This is a genomic window from Peribacillus frigoritolerans (genome assembly GCF_030676415.1).
Classification (GTDB): Bacteria; Bacillota; Bacilli; order Bacillales; family DSM-1321; genus Peribacillus; species Peribacillus frigoritolerans_A.
In genome coordinates, this window is record NZ_JAUUTW010000007.1 from 56,468 (window position 1) to 74,297 (window position 17,830).

Sequence of the window (17,830 nt, forward strand, 5' to 3'; positions counted from 1 at the left end):
AGGCCTTTTTTCACTTTTTATTTATCATATTGGATAACGTCCCGAAATCGAGTTTATTCCCTTCAGCTACGATGGAATGAACGATTTTATCTTCCGTTTCCTTATCGACCGGTTTATTCGCTATTTTTGAAACGCGCTTAATAACGTTTCTAACAGTTGTTTCATCTTTGAAGTTGGCTCCTTGCAGCGAGTTTGCCAATTCTAATACATCTTTCATATTTACGCCGGTTTTACCTTCTATGTTTTTAAAAAAGTTATTATCCATACCTAAGCCCCTCCCTTTTCTGTACCTATCCTATGGCATTATCAGAAAAAGGTGCTAGGCCCATACAAAAAAAATAAATGGAATAGGCTTCTTCTGCCTATTCCATTTACTTTAGCAGAAAGAAGCCCCTACAATGATCAATAGGATAAATAATACAACGATTATCGCGAAAGTAGAACCGCCGCCACCGTATCCACCGCCATAACCGCCGCCGTATCCATAACCGCTGCCGCCACAACAACCGTAGCCACCAAAACCAAACATACTCTATCACCTCGCTCTCGCTAAAGCTTACTGATAACATATGTAGGTCTGGACAAATATGTATAGGCCATGTCCTATTCCAGTGCTGCCTATTTCGCTTATTTTATCCTTTTGGTCTGAAAACCAAAGCTCCGATGAATCCAAAGACGATTGCTGCAGAGATACCGGAACTCGTAATTTCAAACATACCTGTCAGTACGCCAACGAGACCATGTTTTTCCGATTCCATCATTGCCCCGTTCACTAGCGAGTTCCCAAACGAAACGATCGGGACGGTTGCCCCAGCACCGGCAAAGTCAACAAGCGGTTCATATAAATCAAATCCGCCTAGAACAGCTCCTATTACAACGAACAAGCTTAACGTATGTGCTGGTGTCAGCTTAGCAACATCGAAAAGAAGCTGGCCGACTACACAGATCAAGCCACCGATGACAAAGGCCCAAAAAAACATTGCTAACATCGAAATCTCTCCTTTTTCATGAATTCATCCCATATTCAATGGCTACCGCATGGGCAATGCACGGAATCGTATCTTTTTGCTGGACGGATAGCGGTGACAATAATGCTCCTGTTGCAACGAGCAGGATTTTTTTATATTTACCAGAAATCATTTCATTTAGTATATGACCGTATAAAACCACTGCCGAACAACCCGCACCGCTCCCTCCAGCCAAAACAGGCTGGTCCTTTTTAAAAATCATCAATCCGCAATCCTTGAATTTTTCCTGGTTGATATCACAGCCCTTTTGCTTTAATAAGTCAATGGCTGTCTCCCTCCCTATTTGACCTAAATCACCTGTAATGATGAAATCGTAATCATCCGGGGTCAAACCAGTATCTTTAAAATGGGACAGAATCGTATCGGCGGCCGCCGGGGCCATCGCTCCCCCCATATTGAAAGGATCTTTCAATCCCATGTCAATGACCTTTCCGATAGTGGCCGAGACAATATGGGGAAATTCCCCTTGCTTGCTGCCATTAGGAGCAACCAGCGCCACCCCCGCTCCTGTTATCGTCCATTGGGCTGTAGGTGGTTTTTGCCCTCCATATTCAGTTGGATAGCGAAATTGTTTTTCAACAGCTGCATTGTGGCTTGATGCACCTGTCAACACATAGTTAGCCCCGCCATAATTGGTGATGAAGGCAGCTAGAGCAAGCCCCTCCATCGATGTGGAACAGGCTCCAAACAAGCCGAAATATGGAATTCCATTGGTTCTGGCTGCAAAGCTTGTCGGTGTAACCTGATTGATTAAATCACCCGCCAAGAAAAATTGTACCTGCTCCTTGTCGATCTTTCCTTTCTCCAATGCAAGCTCAACCGCTTTCTCCATCAAATGTCGATGAGCCTTCTCATATGAATCCTGCTCCATCCACAAATCATCGTATAGAATATCGAAGTCACCCGCGATTTCCCCATTTGCTTCAAATGGCCCTCCTGTTACCCCTGTTTCCAAGATGATCGGTTTATTGGTGAACATCCATGTTTGTTTTCCCTTTAACACCGCTTAGCCCCCAATCATTAGATAAATCGTTTTTATCAACGCCACGACAAAGGCTGAAAATACTCCAAATAAAATAACCGATCCGGCCAATTTAAACATATTGGATCCAACACCAAGTACAAAACCTTCCGTCCGATGTTCGATTGCTGCCGAAATGACTGCGTTACCGAATCCAGTAACAGGGACGGCACTACCTGCTCCGCCAAACTGGCCAATGCGGTCGTAAAACCCGAAACCGGTCATCAAAAGGGCAAGAAACACCATGGTAGCCGTTGTCGGACCTCCGGCTGTCTGTTCCGTAAAGTTGAAAAAATAAATATAAAAGTAGGAAATGGCTTGTCCCACTATGCAGAAAATCCCACCTACTAAGAAGGCTTTCAAACAATTCTTCATTATTGGTCTTTTAATTTCATGCTTTCCTTGGAGCTCTTGATACGCATCCTGCTGTGGGGTCGTTTTTTCCTTGCCACTCATAGTGCTGAACCTCTCTTCTAAATTAATTCTTTTTGAAGTTCTTCAATTTCCTTGAATTTCTTCCTTGCCTTTTTCTCGGGTACATCTTTTTCCTTGAGTAACTCGTTCAATCTTACAGATTCCAAAAAGATTTTATAATCGCTTGATACGATGAAATCATTTTTGGGAAACTTCTCTTCCAGATTTTCAGTCACCGTCTTTTCAATTTTCTTCATATGAAAACGTTGTAAGTGCTTAACTTTATAAGCGACGATAATCTTTTTCCCATTTTTCACCACGATCACGTCATAGATGGTGTCTTCATTAGCAACTGTTTCCTTGACCTTTGAGATCAGTCCCTTCTCATCCTTCTCATCCATTCCATTAATGATATCCATCGGTTCAGGATTCGTACGTTTAATCATTGCTAAATTCTCCGTTTTTCCATCATTCTGATTGTTGCATGCAGTAAGCACACACAAAACAACTATAAAAACCAGCCAGCTGCCCTTAAAATATCTTCCTTGTCTGAACATAGAATCACATCCTAATTTATCGTTCTATTGTTATTTTCTTGTTTATCTGTTTTTTTATGAATGGTAGGATTAGGAAATGAAAAAACCTTTCCAAATGGAAAGGTTTATTTACTCAATAGCCTTTATTTTTATTGTTATTATTACAGCCACAGTCTTTCTTGATTTTGATTGGCTGATCTTTTTTCATCGGTTTAGCATATGCCCATGGATTCTGTTTCTGATTCAATTTATGACTCCTCCTTTAAGATCTATATCATACTATATGAACGAAGAGACAAGTTGTTTCCAATCAGATGTCCATAATTTTGCTGATTATGACCTCAATAATTGCTCCTACTGCTGCTACGGCAAGGATTAATATCAGTACGTCGCTTATAAACCAATGTTGGATATAAAGGAAAACCAGAAAAAGGCTGACCCAGACACCCACGCACCAAAAACAGCTTAGCAATTGTCCAAACCAGCCAAGCAAGCCCTTTTCCTTGGGCATTAAAAATATTTCCACATCTCCTTCTTCATTTTTTTCTTCTATCTCTCTAAAAAAGGGGCGGCGTAGCGGCTCCATGATTTTATCGAAAACGATCAAGCGTGTCAGCCTGAATGAAGCCAAGCCTAATATTATAAATAAGGTGAATTCATTTTGTGGGAGAAACATCTAATATTGCTCCTTCACTTGGATTCTTCAATTATTTTGGCATCGATAATATCCGGCAGACCCACGAAACGGGTATGGTTCCCTCTTTTAATCTTCACTGATTCCCCCTTCATTCCCAACACATGAAATTGAAGTGTTTCTCCGTTTATAACAGCCTCACATAATGGCTTTGGAAAACCTTGATGATTGGAAAGGCGGGAAATGATATCGCGAGAAGATTCTTTCTTCTCCACCTTTTTCCTTTTTCTCTTAACCGGCTTTGCGTTTTCCTGTTCTGTTTTTCCAGGGTGTTCAGGGTGTTCCATTTGTTCAACCGGAGTTTGCTCAGGAACATACTGTTCGGTGATTTTCCTTAATCCCGTTATCTCTTTTTCAATTTCCTTCATGGCATCATAAACACCAAATTCACGTTTCACTTTTTCGATTTTTTCTTCTTTAAGCTCATCTTCCTGAAGTTCCGGCTCAACGCTGTCTTGAGGTGTATCTTTTTTCGTTCGAAAATCACTTTGCATATTCCCATGCTGATCTGATATTTTTGCTTGATCGACATATAAAAGTGGTTTGGATTCCTTATTGCCATTTTTCTCTGACATGAAAACACTCCTTAATATTTCAGAATATCCACAGATTGCAGCTGCTCCAACTGATATTGGACAACTTTTTTCCCGAATTTATGCCTTATGAACAAACTGGATTCTTTTTTTTGTTCCAATTTCCCGAACAGTGTACGGTTATTGATGATGAACTTACAAACAGGCTTAGGTGCAAATGCTGGAAGTCGGGACAATAGCTCCACCAATTCCTCGGCAGTATATGAAGTGCTGATATTTTTTTGATTCAAATTAATATGTCTCTTCAGCGGATTGTGTAAGGTTTGTTTTCCAACAGCACAAGGCAGACCAACTTTCTTCACGTCCATGATGCCCCTCCTTCTTTTTCACGAATAGGGTTGAAAGCAGGTTTATGCTGACTCTCCCAAACAATGAATATCAGCTCTATGTATCATTTATATGAAATTTACCCTTCATTATGCTGGAGATGTGCCACTCCTTAAAAAAAGACATCAATCTTGGGTTTGTTGGCGATTAGTGGAGAAAACTAAAACATTTGAAGTTGAAAAAGGTGAAAAGATTACAATTGGGGATGTAGCAATTGAAGATACTGCAGAGTGGACAATCAACAAAAAAGGGGACCGATATCGGTCCCCTTCTTTTACTGTCATCCGATTATATGGTAACCAGAATCCACATGGATATTTTCCCCGGTAATTCCGCGGGACATGTCACTTAATAAAAATACTGCCGTATCCCCTACTTCTTCAGGAGTGGTTGTGCGACGGAGCGGTGCTTCTTCCTCAATCTTCTTTAAAATTGTGTTGAAGTCACGTACACCTTTAGCGGATAAGGTACGGATTGGTCCGGCTGAAATTGCATTCACTCGGATGTTATCTTTGCCAAGATCACTTGACAGGTAACGGACATTGGCTTCAAGTGAAGCCTTCGCCACTCCCATTACATTATAATTTGGCATGACCCGTTCACCGCCAAGATACGTCATTGTGACAATGCTGCCACCTTCCGGCATGATTTCCTTCGCCGCTTTAGCTACAGCCGTTAAGGAGAATGAACTAATATTATGGGCAAGCAAGAACCCTTCACGGCTCGTGTTGACGAACTCACCGTCCAGCTCTTCCTTATTAGCAAATGCGATACTGTGTGCCACGCCATGAATGATACCCGTTTCTTCCTTAATCGTCGCAAAACATTTTTCAATGCTTTCATCCTTCGTTACATCACATTGTAAAATGATGGAAGGCTCCCCATCCAATGTAGAAGATAGTTCCCTAACGCTTTTTTCCGTACGGTCTTTTCCGTAAGTGAATATCAGCTTTGCACCTGCTTTATGTAAGGAACGGGCAACTCCCCATGCAATACTTCTTTTATTCGCTACACCCATTATGACAAACGTTTTTCCTTCTAATGAAAAAGTCATCGTATGTGACCTCCTATTTTAATACAAGTTATTAGTACCTGCTACTAATGACAGTATATCAAAATTCCTTTGATAAAAACACCGTTTTCTAAAGTCCTCAGGGAATAACCCTCCAAGAGGGCCTTCTTTGACCTATAGTAAATAGCCCATTAATAATGTTGCTAATCCGAAATAAATCAAAATACTGATAAGGTCGTTTATAGTTGTAATGAAAGGACCTGAAGCTACTGCTGGGTCGATTTTCATTTTATGCATGAGAAGCGGGACAATTGAACCGGCAAGTGTGGCAACGATTAGAGTTATGAAAATCGAAATACCGACCAATAAACCCAGCATTAAATCGTTTTGCCAAAAATAGACGATAAAAATGATGGCAATTCCGCATGTCAGGCCAATAATAAGGCCAGTTCCAGCCTCTCGAAGGACTAGTTTCCACTTGCTTTCCTGTTCTAATTCACCTGTTGCGATTCCTCTGACCGCTACTGCCAATGCTTGTGTTCCTGTATTTCCAGCCATGCCGCCAATCAATGGAATAAATACAGCCAGAATCGCTTTTTGGCTTAGTGTCTCTTCGAATCGGCCAATCAAGCTCGCAGTCAGCAAGCCTAAAAACAAGAGGATGACCAACCATGGCAGCCGTTTTTTTGCAGCTGAAAATGGACTCTTATCAACATGATCAAGATCAGATATACCTGCCAATTTAGAATAATCATCGGATGCCTCTTCATCCATGACATCGATGATATCATCAACCGTAATAATCCCTAACAAATGGTTTTGGAAATCGACGACCGGCACGGCAAGGAAGTTATAGTCCCTTATTTTTCGTGCCACCTCTTCCTGGTCTTCAGATACAGGTACGGAAACTACCCTGTCATCCATTAAATCACCGATTAAAGCATCTTCATTAGCTATGATCAATGTCCTGAGCGATAAAACACCAAGCAGCTTCTTATCCTGATCGGTAACGAACACATAATATATCGTTTCCGCTTCCGGAGCTTCCCTTTTTAAGATCTGCATGGCTGATCGAGCCGTTTCGTTTGCTTCAATGGCAATGAACTCTGTCGTCATGATACTTCCTGCCGTAGATTCCTCATAGTTCAGAAGCTCCTGGATTTCACTTGCAGCTTCATCATCCATGATGGTCAAATAGCTGACGGCCTGCTCATCATTGATTTCATTCAGGACATCAGCCGCATCATCCGCATACATATGGGAAAGCATATTGGCTGCGTAAGAAGGATTCATTTCAGCCAACAGGCTTTCGTAATCCTCTTCATCTATTTCTATATTTTCAAAAAGGTCCGCCATTTCTTCCGGTGACAAATATGTGTAAACGACGGATCTGAATTCATCTGACAAGCTTGTATAAAATTGAGCCTGATCATATGGATGCATTTCAAGGAACTCCGTACGGAACTGATCTAGATTTTCCGTTTTAAGCGCTTCAAGCAAAAGCTCGTTATTCACTTGACTACTCTCCCTCTCCTTCATCTCCTCCATAACCATACACCTCCTAAAACATATTTTTTCATTTCCTCGTTTATATTTTATTTATTTAAATAATACTATACTAATACCATAAACATATACAAAACAAACAAAGGGTGTGTCAAATGAACATCGATATCATAGGGGACATTCATGGATGTTTCGCTGAATTCAGGCAGCTGACCGAAAAAATGGGCTATACATGGGAGACTGGGTTCCCTGTACATCCCTCTGGAAGGATTCTCGGCTTTGTAGGGGATTTAACCGATCGCGGCCCAAATTCCCTTCAAGTAATCGAGGTTGTCCATGAATTAGTCATTAACCAAAATATAGCAAGGTATGCCCCAGGTAACCACTGCAATAAATTGTATCGTTATTTTTCAGGCAATAAAGTTCAAATATCACACGGTTTAGAAACTACTGTAGCTGAATATGAATCACTGAACATTCGGGAGCAGAAGAAGATCCGAAAAAAATTCATGGATCTGTATGAACGTTCCCCACTTTATCAACTTATTGATGAAGGGCGATTGATCATTGCCCATGCTGGAATTCGCAGTGACTATATTGGTCAATATGGCAGTAAGGTAAAAACCTTTGTCCTCTATGGTGATATCAATGGCTCCAAACATCCCGATGGGTCTCCGGTCAGGAAAGACTGGGCCCAATCATACAAAGGGGAAACTTGGATCGTATATGGACACACACCAGTCCCTGAAGCTAGACGAGTCAATCATACATACAATATTGATACAGGCTGCGTCTTCGGTGGAAAACTGACGGCTGTCCGTTATCCCGAAATGGATCTTCAAGAGGTGCCTTCAACCATGCCATATATAGCGGAAAAATTCAGGACCTCTTTTGATTAACCAAAAAAACTCGCCATCTTGGTGAGTTTTTTTGGCGTCTATGGATTTTTTCATAACCTTGAATTCGTTTTAATGCGCCCCGTTATAAAGTCAGGAATCGCATCCTTTACTTCCCTCGAGCAAACGGGTCATATCTTCTGGTAACTCTTCTTGAAACAACATCATCTTCTTGGTGAAAGGGTGTAAAAATTTCAATTCAAAACAATGAAGGGCTTGGCGAGGGATACCTCTCCTGTTCCCTCCATATAAATCATCACCAGCCAGCGGGTGACCAATATGCGCCATATGGACCCTGATTTGATGTGTACGCCCTGTTTGGAGTTCCAACTTAAGGAATGTATGGGACTCTGTGTGTGCCAATACCTTAAATAGGGTACAGGCATACCGGCCATCCTCCCTGACTTCCCGTTCAATGATGCTGGTCGATTTTCGTCCGATTGGCGCCACTATCTCTCCTACAGGTCCTTCAACGATTCCTTCAGCTATGGCTTGGTATCTCCGTTTAACCAGTCCTGATTTTTGCTGTTCACTTAAAAGGTGATGGATATGCCGGTGCTTGGCAATTAAAACCAGACCTGATGTGTCCCTGTCAAGACGTGTAACTATATGGATCGTCGCCTGTATTCCCGTCTTCCTATAATAACCCGCCAAGCCATTCGCCAGACTGCCGTTGGGATGCTCGCGGGAAGGAATGGTATTCATGGAAGGGGGCTTGGCCACCACCAATACAAACTCATCTTCATACCTGACATTCAGGGGGATGGGTTCCGGCAAAAGGCCTTCGCTTGCCTGCTCCGGCGGAAATATGACGGTGACGATGTCACCTGTTTCAATCCGTTCCCTTACGGTTACTTCTTCGCCGTTCAACTGGATATATCCACCTTTAAACTTAATATCCGTTAATGCTCGTTTTGAAATATCGCATTTGCTGAGAAACTCTCGCAATAAAGAGCCAGAATCCTCCTCAAAAACCGACCAGGTCAAAGAAAAGTTTTGATTTGACATGAGGTGAGTCTATCTCCTTAATTAGCAATAAATGAATCATGCACTCTCTTCCAGAAAGGAAAAGGGCGGAATCTGGCAAACCGGATCTTTTCATCTGCCACTCGGCACTGTATCGACTTTACATTTTCCTGAAGCAAGGACAAATGGTCGACCGTAATTTGGAAGTTGACCGCATTGACCGGCCTGAACATGCATGTATGATGTGCCGGCAGCAGAAGTGGAGATCCTACCGTTCTAAACACCCGGTTATTGATGGATGCCAATTCGGTAATCTGGATGGCATCGATCGATGGATGGACAATGGCCCCGCCAAGCGCCTTATTATACGCCGTGCTTCCAGATGGCGTCGCAATGCATAAACCATCTCCACGGAACGTCTCGAAATGCTGGCCGCGTATTTCAACGTCCATGACGAGCGTTCCTTCTACACTTTTGACTGTCGATTCATTCAAAGCCAAAAATCTGGCTTCCCGTCCTCCATGCTGATAACGGACGATCGTTTCGAGCAGTGGATATTCCACTATTTGAAATGGGGTTTTCGCTAAAGCTATCACCAATTTTTCAATTTCATCAGGGGTCCAATCTGCATAAAACCCAAGATGTCCTGTATGTACACCAACAAAGGCGGTTTTATCCAATCGATTCTTATAACGGTGAAAAGCATATAATAAAGTGCCATCTCCACCGACAGAAATGACAATATCCGGCTGATCTTCGTCATATTCCAAATGAAAGTCCTGAAGATACGTTCGCATCCTTTGCATTAAAGTATTCGATTTCGCATCTCCTTTTGACGTAATCGCAAATTTCATGTAATCCCACCTTCAATTTAGCTTTTTTCTCGTTTACCCTTTTATGCGTTCAAGAATCTTTCTTCCTGGAAAAAAGACGCTGTGCTTCCTGGATTTCCGTACGGATTTGCGACATCTCTGCATCAAGCAGGAAGGCCGCTTCAGCTGCACGTTTGAGTCGCAATTGAATATCTTCCGGGAAAATGCCTTTATATTTATAATTTAAAGAATGTTCAATCGTCGCCCAAAAATTCATCGCAAGAGTCCTGATTTGAATTTCGGCAAGGATATTTTTTTCGCCATGGATCGTCTGGACCGGATAGCGGATTACAACATGATAAGAACGATAGCCGCTTGCTTTTTTGTGAGAAATATAATTCCTCTCCTCGACTATCTCGAAGTCATTGCGACCTCGTAATAGTTCAACTACCTGTTCTATATCATCCACGAACTGGCACATCATGCGAAGCCCTGCAATATCCTGAATTTCAGTTCCCAATTTATCAATGGGAATATCCTTCAGGCTCGCCTTATCCAAAATGCTGACAATCGGCTTTACCCTGCCTGTTACAAATTCGATCGGTGAGTGAATATTCTCTCTCTCAAACTGTTTCCTTAATCCCTTTAGCTTAACCTTTAATTCTTCGACAGCCTGAGTATAAGGCGCCAAGAAATCGTCCCAACTCTCCATTGCCACACCACCTATATCTATCTAAAAAGCGCCTGTTCAACTCTGGTATGGGCAGAGCGCTCTCCTAAATCCAGCAGTCACATGACTTTATGCCAATTCACCACTGGATCCTATTAAATCTTTCTCTAGCAAAAAGTATGTATTAAATTTCTATATATACGATAATCCATTTCTCGTGCTCAACGTTTATATTTTATCATATCCTGCAATTGATTCCTAAATATTCAAGTACAATAGCAAAAAATTATTGAATTCAATTTGACAGCTGGAATGTTTCTTATATGATTAACCTAAGAATCAGACAGAAAGGATGGAACACATGAACCAGCATATTGAAATTGAATTTAAAAACCTCTTAAGCGAAAAAGAATTTCGTCAACTGATCGAATACTTTCATGTCGGGGCATCGAACTTTAAAACACAGAAAAACCATTACTTCGATACACTCGGATTCACTTTGAAAAATCAAGAATCTGCGCTTAGGATCCGAGAGAAAAACGGGCGTTACGAGCTGACTTTGAAACAGCCCGCTACAGAAGGACTATTGGAAACGAATCAAGATATTCCTGAAGAGACCGCATATGCGTTTCTGAATCATAACACATTCCCTGATGGCGAGATCCAACATCTTATCCTCGAATGCGGAATTGATCCAAAAGACTTTACCTGCTTTGGGACACTAAAGACAGACCGTTTTGAATTTCCTTACAAAGAGGGTTTACTTGTTTTAGATCATAGTTCGTATTTGAATCAGGAAGACTTTGAACTTGAATATGAAGTGACGGAAGCAAAATCTGGAAAAAAAAACTTCCTGTCCCTCCTCGAAACCCTTCAAATTCCGGTCAGGGAAACCGAAAATAAGGTTAAGAGGTTTTATCGTGCCAAATTCCAGGAATAATCCTGTTTGAACCCATTCGGAGGTAGAGAGTTTGAAAATCCAAGATTTCAAAACGTTTATGGAATTGCAGGCAATTCAGCAATTCACAAATACAAATTCATCTCGATCCGTTTTCCAGGACATGCTCTCGGAACTGGTTTCGGGTGATGCTCTTGAAGGCACTTCGCAGACATTGGGTTCCTTATTATCCAATGTGGAAGCGGAAACGAAGTCCTTTCTCCAACCCGGCGGCCTGACATCCATGAACATCAACCCGATATCCACTGCCCATGCTAACAATCAGAGCAGCGGAACCGCAACAAACTATGATCATATCATCAGCCAGGCAGCCAGTTTATATAATCTCCCGGAAAAACTGATTAAGTCTGTCATTAAACAAGAATCAAACTTTAACCCTGAAGCCACCAGTTATGCGGGTGCAACTGGACTTATGCAGTTAATGCCCGCAACTGCAAAAAGTCTTGGGGTGCATGATGCAACCGATCCAGAACAAAACATCATGGGCGGGAGTAAATATTTAAGTCAAATGATGACACGTTATGACGGGGACATCCAGGTTGCCCTTGCTGCTTATAATGCTGGGCCAGGAAACGTCGATAAATATAACGGCATCCCGCCCTTTAAAGAAACTCAGAACTATGTTCAAAAAGTTTATGGCACATTTTTAAGCTAAAACAAGCTGACCCTGTTTATTTGTGACGGGTCAGTTTTTTCATGTCTATATATGCTTCTTCCACGAACCTAGAACAAATGGTAAAGTTCCCCAGAAGCTGTCGTTTCCGATCATTCCCCTGTGTCATACTACAGTTGTAAAATTTTCTCTAAGCTATATATTTGTTATATCAGTACGTCATTGATAAAATATGAATAAATATCAACCATCTTTCTTTAAAAGGAGTAATCAACATGATGCAAGGGAACCCTACACCATATGAATTAATTGGAGAAGGGCAATTACACAAATTAATTGATGTGTTTTACTCCAACGTTAGTCAACACCCGGATCTGCAGCCAATATTCCCTGACGATTTAACTGAAACGGTCCGTAAGCAAAAACAATTTATGACTCAATATTTAGGCGGTCCCTCTTTATATACCGAAGAGCATGGCCATCCTATGTTGCGGGCTCGACATATACCTTTTGAAATTACACCAGAACGTGCGAAAGCATGGCTCTCATGCATGTATCAAGCTATGGACGAAATTGGCCTTGAGGGTGAGATTAGGGAGTTTTTCTATCACCGCCTCTATTTGACGGCACAGCATATGATCAATACATCCGGAACTGACGGGAAAGGAGAAGACAGTTGAGCGCACAAAAACCAGTTTTCAATATTTCCGATTGGATCAAGACGCAGCATTGCTATGATATAGGAAAAAAGCCAATTGAAATTTATGTTTTTGTTGATCCGCTTTGTCCCGAATGCTGGGGCTTAGAACCAATTATTAGGAAATTACAGATAGAATATGGCCAATTGTTCAGTTTACGCCATGTTTTAAGCGGTAAAATCGATTCTCTTAATATGGGGAAAAATAAAAATTATGAAAACATTGCTCAAGTTTGGGAAAAGACAGCCAGCCGCTCGGGAATGTCCTGCGACGGGAGCCTTTGGTCTGAAAACCCAATCTCTTCTCCATATACAGCTTCCATCGCAATAAAAGCAGCGGAATTGCAGGGCCGTAAATTGGCCATTCGCTTTTTAAGGCAGCTTCAAGAATATGTATTCATAGGAAAAAAGGATATATCCAATATCGAAATCTTGACCGAATGTGCCAAAATGGTTGGATTGGATGTGGAGGAATTCCTTTATGACATCCATTCTTCCAGTGCAGCCAAAGGCTTTCAATGTGACATGAAAATCACAAGCGAAATGGAAGTGACTGAAATACCTTCCCTTGTCTTTTTCAATCAAAATATTGAAGAAGAGGGAATAAAAGTTTCAGGTGTCTATTCTTACGAGGTATATGTTCAAATTTTAGAAGATATGCTGAATGGTCTTCCAGCCCCTGCAAACCCTCCCTCTCTCGAAGAATTTTTAAGCTGTTTCAAACTAGTGGCCACAAAGGAAATTGAAACGGTTTATAATATGAATAAGAATAACGTCGAGTTGGAAATGAAAAAGCTTGTTTTAAAACAGTTGGCAGAGAAAATTCCTGCTAAATACGGAACGTTTTGGAGATATACAAAGAAGCAGTCATGAATTTGACTGCTTTTTTGTTATATTAAAAAAGGAAAAACCATGCAAATCAAAAAATTGCATGGTTTTTTTTATAAGAAATAAGGGGATGGGAGAAATTTTTCACGATCAAACAAAGGGGTATAAGTTTGTTTGTGATTCACTTCACAATAAATAATATAACAGATAATCCGTTTATGCTTCAACTATATGTGCAACTTTTCACAAATTGTTCACAATATATTTTTTTCATCTTTTCTTTTCCCTTCTGGTATATATAGCTAAATAAGAGCCCATTTTATTTAAAGCTAAGTGTTTTTGATATATGATATAGCTTGGGTATGTGAAATATATCACAATAATAATCCACCATTTCTTTTTATTACTTAATCTTTTGTCCAACTTTTATTACAACCGGTACTATTTTAATCTTTTTACTTTTAAACAAATGAAAAACCCCAGCAAATCGCGAAATCTGCTGGGGTTTCATCTATTTATACGAATAAGGGGATAGGAGAAATTTCACGACGAACAAACAAAGGGGTATATGTTTGGGATGTGATAACTTCTATATCTGTACTATAGCAGATAACACACCTTATTTGCAAGAACTTTGTGCGCAACTTCACATTATTGTCATATTCTTAGAATACTGCTTATTCTTAAACATACTATCTAATAAAGAGCAGATGAGCTTATACTGCTGCCAGGTTGGGGGTGACCACATTGAAAGGCTTTATTCTACTCATACTCTTGATAGGGTCGCTATTTGTCCAGCTACTCGGTTTCATGAACCTCATTCCTCTGTATTTTACCTCCCCTATTTTATTTTTTGTTTTCTTCATAATTCTTCATAGCTTAAATCAGAGAAATCGTTTTAAAGGATTATGACGGACATCCATATAAAGATGGAAAGGACCCGAAGTGCTCGGGTCCTTTCCACATCCTATTTATTCAAAAGTTCTTCCAACTCATTTAATTTTTCTTCGAATACATTCATGGCTTCTTGTACAGGCTCAGCTTTTGTCATATCGACGCCAGCCTTTTTAAGTACTTCAATCGGATAATCGGAACTTCCTGACTTCAAGAACTCCAGATACCTTTTGACAGCAGGCTCTCCTTCTTCAAGGATTTGCTTGCTCAATGCTGTTGCTGCACTGATTCCAGTTGCATATTGATAAACATAGTAATTATAGTAGAAGTGTGGAATACGAGCCCACTCCAAACCGATTTCTTCATCAATGGTCACGTTCTCGCCAAAGTATTTCTTGTTGAGCTCATAATATTCCTTAGTAAGCATATCCGCTGTCAACGCTTCCCCATTTTGAGCCTTTAAATGAATGGTATGTTCAAACTCTGCAAACATCGTTTGTCGGAACAATGTGCCACGGAAACCTTCCAGGTAATGGTTCAGTAAATAGATGCGTTTCTTTTCATCTTCGATTGAATTCAATAAATAATCATTCAACAGGTTTTCATTACAAGTCGAGGCAACTTCCGCTACAAATATTGAATAATTCCCGTATGGATATGGCTGATGTTTACGTGTATAGTAGCTATGGACCGAATGCCCAAACTCATGAACGAGCGTAAATAAGTTATTGACGTTATTTTGCCAGTTCATTAAAATATAAGGGTTCGTCCCGTATGTACCAGAAGAATAGGCACCGCTTCGTTTCCCTTTGTTTTCACGCACATCGACCCAACGGTTTTCAAATCCCTCTTTCAAAACGTTCAAATAGTCCTCCCCAAGCGGAGCAAGTCCTTTAAGGACATAATCTTTGGCCTCGTCATATGTCACTTCCATCTTCACTTCTTTAACAAGAGGAGTGAATAGATCATACATATGAAGTTCATCTAATTGCAGTACTTTTTTACGTAAATCAAGATAACGGTGCAGCAATGGCAAGTTATCATTGACCGTTTTAACGAGATTATCGTATACGGTCTCCGGAATGTTATTATTACTTAACGCCGCTTGGCGTGCTGAATCATATTTTCGAACCGTGGCATTGAAGTTGTGGTTTTTCACCTCACCTGACAGGGTTGAAGCAAATGTATTACGGAACTCCCCATACTTGCTGTATACCCCTTTAAATGCCTCCTCACGTACACGGCGATCTTCACTCTCAAGAAAACTGATATACCTTCCGTGAGTAATTTCCACTTCATTTCCCTCTTCATCCTTGATGGTCGGGAATTTCAAATCGGCATTGTTAAGCATACCGAAAGTATTGCCCGATGCATCGAGCACTTCTGATGCTTGCGCCAATAATTCTTCCTGCTCTGCAGATAAGATATGGGGTCTCTGAAGATTAATTTCCTCTAAAGAATGTTTATATAATTGCAATTCTTCTTTTTCTTCCAAGAACCCTTCCACTTTGTTTTCGTCAATACTCAATAGTTCAGGAACCATATATGAAAACGCAGCCGCTGCCTGGGCGTATAAAGCTTTTGCCCGATCCTCCATCCCTTGATAAAAAGGATTGGTTGTATCTTGATCATTGCGCATATGTGAATAAGAATAAACTTTACCTAGCTTCTCGAATACCTCATCTTGGAGTTGAAGGGCCGCAAATAATTTTTCTGCGCTTTCTCCCAACGTCCCTTTATGTGCCTCCGCTTTCTTGAGGTCTTCCTTTACCGCCTTGAAGGCAGCTTCCCAATCTTCCTCGGTTGCGAAGATATCTTCCAGTCTCCAAGTATCTTCAGGAGCTATTTCACTTCTTGAAGGTAATGTATTCGCTTTTGTTTCCTGTGCCATAAAAAATTCCTCCCCATTCTATAGAAACTTGCCATTGGGCTAACTCGTTAAACCGGATTGAACGCTGCAATGCATCATTCGGCGTTCATTCTTTCTTAAAGTTTTTAATTCCCAGCTCTTATTACTATTTCTCCATTAACAAAAATAATCCTGCCATTTCATCTGAATTCAAGATAAATAGAGATGTCATCACTGATTATACTGGATATTCCCCTTTTCCATCATCAATTTATGCTTATTATAGAAAAATTTTTCCAAAATTTGAGCTTGATCACTGGTGAAGGGAAGGGTAAATTCCCTTTCAACTTTAAAAACCCCTTCTTCCAGCTTTGATAGATAACCCAATTGCTCCAAAAGCATGATATATTGACCTACAGGATACTCGATAGGTTTTTCATTAAGCAATGGAAACGGTCTGAACTTTATTTCCCCTTTTTTTGAACGCTTTCTAAAAATGCGGATAATATCAGCCATAGAAATCTTTTCCCCTGTTTTTTTCTCTTGAAACACATCCATGTATAACCATGCCTGCCATTCAATCGAGGCAGTTTCGATCAACAGCATCCCTATGACGGGAACACCCATTTCAATTGGAAGTGTCGCAGGTGAAATATGATGTAAATAAAGCTCTTCGAAAAAAGGATCGCAACTGCGTGCTGTTTTCACTCGATGGAGGGACCAGCCATTTCGTTTATATCTCCACACAGGCAGAAAAGGGAAACGATAGCAGTTTTGGGGCAATGCCCGACTAGGGGGAAGGAGCTTTAAAGAAGCTGTTGTCAATTCGGCAAAGACGGTTCTAGGGGTAAAAGGAGTGAGGTTCTTCAATACTGATAAATGATCAGTTTCCGGGCAATACATCCAAAGAAACGGATGATGGAAGCTGCCGGTGACGAAGAGCCATTGAAAGCGGGATAAACTGAATTCATACAAGCTTTTCTTCTTTAAGAGTTTTGCAGCGAGGATCCAGATTGGCTTGATGCCTATGCTTTGATAGGCTCTTGTCCTTTCCATGAATTCAATCTCGGGGATAACTGAGCATTGAAATTCTATTGCATAGCGATTACCTCCTATCCTAACTAAAATATCAGCCCTTTTCTTAATTTCGGGAAGGTAGGCTTCTAGATCCACTTGATAACCATGTGATAATAACCACTGAAACAATTTTCTTTTTCCCATTAAATGATAGGCGGATTCCGGTTCTGAAGAAGCACGGCATGAAGAACTATTTTTATGGGCAAAATGCGGGACCCTGACGTTTCCCGCTTTGATGGTCAATTCCATCTTGCAGCATGGACAGTAATAATCTGCTGACTTTCTCCATTCTTCAATCACGTTTGCCGGTATCTTTTCAGGGAGGGTAATCCAAGTCCCATCCTTCTTTATCGCAGTTAGCATACATCTCCTCCTCATCCACTACATTCGCCTGCTTTGATAAGGATTCCTTTTAATCCGCAAAAAAAAATGCCTGATC

21 protein-coding genes are annotated in these 17,830 nt (G+C 40.8%); 5 read left to right on the forward strand and 16 right to left on the reverse strand.

Annotation, left to right across the window (positions count from 1 at the left end; genetic code table 11):
• Positions 1-10: 10 nt before the first annotated feature.
• From Q8G36_RS08980 to mgtE, 11 genes are all read right to left on the reverse strand, one after another.
• A complete protein-coding gene (locus tag Q8G36_RS08980) occupies positions 11-265 on the reverse strand; it encodes a stage VI sporulation protein F (RefSeq protein ID WP_305159793.1) in 255 nt (84 codons plus the stop codon).
• A 111-nt stretch (positions 266-376) separates the two neighbouring features.
• Positions 377-529 carry a YjcZ family sporulation protein gene (locus Q8G36_RS08985; RefSeq protein WP_072272578.1) on the reverse strand — a complete coding sequence of 51 codons (153 nt, stop codon included), beginning with the start codon at positions 527-529 and terminating at the stop codon, positions 377-379.
• 103 nt (positions 530-632) lie between these two features.
• On the reverse strand, positions 633-989 hold the full coding sequence (spoVAE, locus tag Q8G36_RS08990; protein ID WP_076367087.1) for a stage V sporulation protein AE: 357 nt from the start codon (positions 987-989) through the stop codon (positions 633-635).
• Positions 990-1,005: 16 nt separating this feature from the next.
• Entirely contained in the window at positions 1,006-2,031 is a 1,026-nt protein-coding gene (gene spoVAD / locus Q8G36_RS08995; protein WP_305159792.1) for a stage V sporulation protein AD, read from the reverse strand.
• A gap of 3 nt (positions 2,032-2,034) precedes the next feature.
• Positions 2,035-2,505, reverse strand: coding sequence for a stage V sporulation protein AC (gene spoVAC, locus Q8G36_RS09000; protein WP_305159791.1), 471 nt, complete (start codon positions 2,503-2,505; stop codon positions 2,035-2,037).
• A gap of 17 nt (positions 2,506-2,522) precedes the next feature.
• Positions 2,523-3,020 (reverse strand): YhcN/YlaJ family sporulation lipoprotein, encoded by a 498-nt coding sequence (locus Q8G36_RS09005; RefSeq protein WP_305159790.1) that lies wholly within the window; start codon positions 3,018-3,020, stop codon positions 2,523-2,525.
• 289 nt (positions 3,021-3,309) lie between these two features.
• Positions 3,310-3,675, reverse strand: coding sequence for a DUF1360 domain-containing protein (locus Q8G36_RS09010; protein WP_305159789.1), 366 nt, complete (start codon positions 3,673-3,675; stop codon positions 3,310-3,312).
• A 14-nt stretch (positions 3,676-3,689) separates the two neighbouring features.
• The gene (locus Q8G36_RS09015) at positions 3,690-4,268 is read right to left on the reverse strand and encodes a hypothetical protein (RefSeq protein ID WP_305159788.1); all 579 of its coding nucleotides are present in this window, start codon (positions 4,266-4,268) and stop codon (positions 3,690-3,692) included.
• Between the two features lie 11 nt (positions 4,269-4,279).
• Positions 4,280-4,594: a hypothetical protein gene (locus Q8G36_RS09020; protein WP_305159787.1), complete on the reverse strand. Its 315-nt coding sequence runs from the start codon at positions 4,592-4,594 to the stop codon at positions 4,280-4,282.
• 299 nt (positions 4,595-4,893) lie between these two features.
• Positions 4,894-5,667: an enoyl-ACP reductase FabI gene (gene fabI / locus Q8G36_RS09025; RefSeq protein ID WP_305159786.1), complete on the reverse strand. Its 774-nt coding sequence runs from the start codon at positions 5,665-5,667 to the stop codon at positions 4,894-4,896.
• A gap of 132 nt (positions 5,668-5,799) precedes the next feature.
• The gene (mgtE, locus tag Q8G36_RS09030; RefSeq protein WP_305159785.1) at positions 5,800-7,173 is read right to left on the reverse strand and encodes a magnesium transporter; all 1,374 of its coding nucleotides are present in this window, start codon (positions 7,171-7,173) and stop codon (positions 5,800-5,802) included.
• A 113-nt stretch (positions 7,174-7,286) separates the two neighbouring features.
• Here mgtE and prpE point away from each other — a divergent pair, with 113 nt between their 5' ends.
• A complete protein-coding gene (gene prpE / locus Q8G36_RS09035) occupies positions 7,287-8,030 on the forward strand; it encodes a bis(5'-nucleosyl)-tetraphosphatase PrpE (RefSeq protein ID WP_305159784.1) in 744 nt (247 codons plus the stop codon).
• A gap of 90 nt (positions 8,031-8,120) precedes the next feature.
• On the opposite strand, the gene Q8G36_RS09040 is transcribed toward prpE, so the two are convergent.
• The 3 genes from Q8G36_RS09040 to Q8G36_RS09050 are packed head-to-tail and all read right to left on the reverse strand — an operon-like array spanning position 8,121 to position 10,517.
• Positions 8,121-9,035, reverse strand: coding sequence for an RluA family pseudouridine synthase (locus Q8G36_RS09040; protein WP_305159783.1), 915 nt, complete (start codon positions 9,033-9,035; stop codon positions 8,121-8,123).
• 17 nt (positions 9,036-9,052) lie between these two features.
• Entirely contained in the window at positions 9,053-9,847 is a 795-nt protein-coding gene (locus Q8G36_RS09045) for an NAD kinase (protein ID WP_053534153.1), read from the reverse strand.
• Between the two features lie 49 nt (positions 9,848-9,896).
• Positions 9,897-10,517 carry a GTP pyrophosphokinase gene (locus Q8G36_RS09050; RefSeq protein WP_034314484.1) on the reverse strand — a complete coding sequence of 207 codons (621 nt, stop codon included), beginning with the start codon at positions 10,515-10,517 and terminating at the stop codon, positions 9,897-9,899.
• Between the two features lie 319 nt (positions 10,518-10,836).
• Between Q8G36_RS09050 and Q8G36_RS09055 the strand changes: the two genes are divergently transcribed.
• The 4 genes from Q8G36_RS09055 to Q8G36_RS09070 all read left to right on the forward strand — a co-directional run bounded on the left by Q8G36_RS09055 (position 10,837) and on the right by Q8G36_RS09070 (position 13,616).
• Positions 10,837-11,415, forward strand: a complete 579-nt coding sequence (locus Q8G36_RS09055) for a CYTH domain-containing protein (RefSeq protein WP_305159782.1) — start codon at positions 10,837-10,839, stop codon at positions 11,413-11,415.
• Positions 11,416-11,446: 31 nt separating this feature from the next.
• Positions 11,447-12,088, forward strand: coding sequence for a lytic transglycosylase domain-containing protein (locus tag Q8G36_RS09060; RefSeq protein ID WP_305159781.1), 642 nt, complete (start codon positions 11,447-11,449; stop codon positions 12,086-12,088).
• 233 nt (positions 12,089-12,321) lie between these two features.
• A complete protein-coding gene (locus Q8G36_RS09065) occupies positions 12,322-12,726 on the forward strand; it encodes a globin (protein ID WP_260284005.1) in 405 nt (134 codons plus the stop codon).
• Positions 12,723-13,616: a ClpXP adapter SpxH family protein gene (locus Q8G36_RS09070; RefSeq protein ID WP_370694030.1), complete on the forward strand. Its 894-nt coding sequence runs from the start codon at positions 12,723-12,725 to the stop codon at positions 13,614-13,616. Before Q8G36_RS09065 ends, Q8G36_RS09070 begins: the two co-directional genes overlap by 4 nt.
• A gap of 922 nt (positions 13,617-14,538) precedes the next feature.
• Here Q8G36_RS09070 and pepF read toward each other — a convergent pair.
• Together pepF and Q8G36_RS09080 are read right to left on the reverse strand one after the other, a co-directional pair.
• Positions 14,539-16,356: an oligoendopeptidase F gene (pepF, locus tag Q8G36_RS09075; protein ID WP_305159780.1), complete on the reverse strand. Its 1,818-nt coding sequence runs from the start codon at positions 16,354-16,356 to the stop codon at positions 14,539-14,541.
• A 189-nt stretch (positions 16,357-16,545) separates the two neighbouring features.
• On the reverse strand, positions 16,546-17,754 hold the full coding sequence (locus Q8G36_RS09080; RefSeq protein ID WP_305159779.1) for a competence protein CoiA: 1,209 nt from the start codon (positions 17,752-17,754) through the stop codon (positions 16,546-16,548).
• Positions 17,755-17,830: the final 76 nt, after the last annotated feature.

Coding starts and splice junctions, on each gene's coding strand:
- Q8G36_RS09010 (WP_305159789.1), bottom strand. CDS start 3,675: ATGTTTCTCCCACAAAATGAATTCACCTTATTTATAATATTAGGCTTG.
- Q8G36_RS09080 (WP_305159779.1), bottom strand. CDS start 17,754: ATGCTAACTGCGATAAAGAAGGATGGGACTTGGATTACCCTCCCTGAA.
- pepF (WP_305159780.1), bottom strand. CDS start 16,356: ATGGCACAGGAAACAAAAGCGAATACATTACCTTCAAGAAGTGAAATA.
- Q8G36_RS09045 (WP_053534153.1), bottom strand. CDS start 9,847: ATGAAATTTGCGATTACGTCAAAAGGAGATGCGAAATCGAATACTTTA.
- mgtE (WP_305159785.1), bottom strand. CDS start 7,173: ATGGAGGAGATGAAGGAGAGGGAGAGTAGTCAAGTGAATAACGAGCTT.
- Q8G36_RS08980 (WP_305159793.1), bottom strand. CDS start 265: ATGGATAATAACTTTTTTAAAAACATAGAAGGTAAAACCGGCGTAAAT.
- prpE (WP_305159784.1), top strand. CDS start 7,287: ATGAACATCGATATCATAGGGGACATTCATGGATGTTTCGCTGAATTC.
- Q8G36_RS08985 (WP_072272578.1), bottom strand. CDS start 529: ATGTTTGGTTTTGGTGGCTACGGTTGTTGTGGCGGCAGCGGTTATGGA.
- Q8G36_RS09050 (WP_034314484.1), bottom strand. CDS start 10,517: ATGGAGAGTTGGGACGATTTCTTGGCGCCTTATACTCAGGCTGTCGAA.
- Q8G36_RS09020 (WP_305159787.1), bottom strand. CDS start 4,594: ATGGACGTGAAGAAAGTTGGTCTGCCTTGTGCTGTTGGAAAACAAACC.
- fabI (WP_305159786.1), bottom strand. CDS start 5,667: ATGACTTTTTCATTAGAAGGAAAAACGTTTGTCATAATGGGTGTAGCG.
- Q8G36_RS09040 (WP_305159783.1), bottom strand. CDS start 9,035: ATGTCAAATCAAAACTTTTCTTTGACCTGGTCGGTTTTTGAGGAGGAT.
- spoVAE (WP_076367087.1), bottom strand. CDS start 989: ATGTTAGCAATGTTTTTTTGGGCCTTTGTCATCGGTGGCTTGATCTGT.
- Q8G36_RS09005 (WP_305159790.1), bottom strand. CDS start 3,020: ATGTTCAGACAAGGAAGATATTTTAAGGGCAGCTGGCTGGTTTTTATA.
- Q8G36_RS09015 (WP_305159788.1), bottom strand. CDS start 4,268: ATGTCAGAGAAAAATGGCAATAAGGAATCCAAACCACTTTTATATGTC.
- Q8G36_RS09055 (WP_305159782.1), top strand. CDS start 10,837: ATGAACCAGCATATTGAAATTGAATTTAAAAACCTCTTAAGCGAAAAA.
- Q8G36_RS09065 (WP_260284005.1), top strand. CDS start 12,322: ATGATGCAAGGGAACCCTACACCATATGAATTAATTGGAGAAGGGCAA.
- spoVAC (WP_305159791.1), bottom strand. CDS start 2,505: ATGAGTGGCAAGGAAAAAACGACCCCACAGCAGGATGCGTATCAAGAG.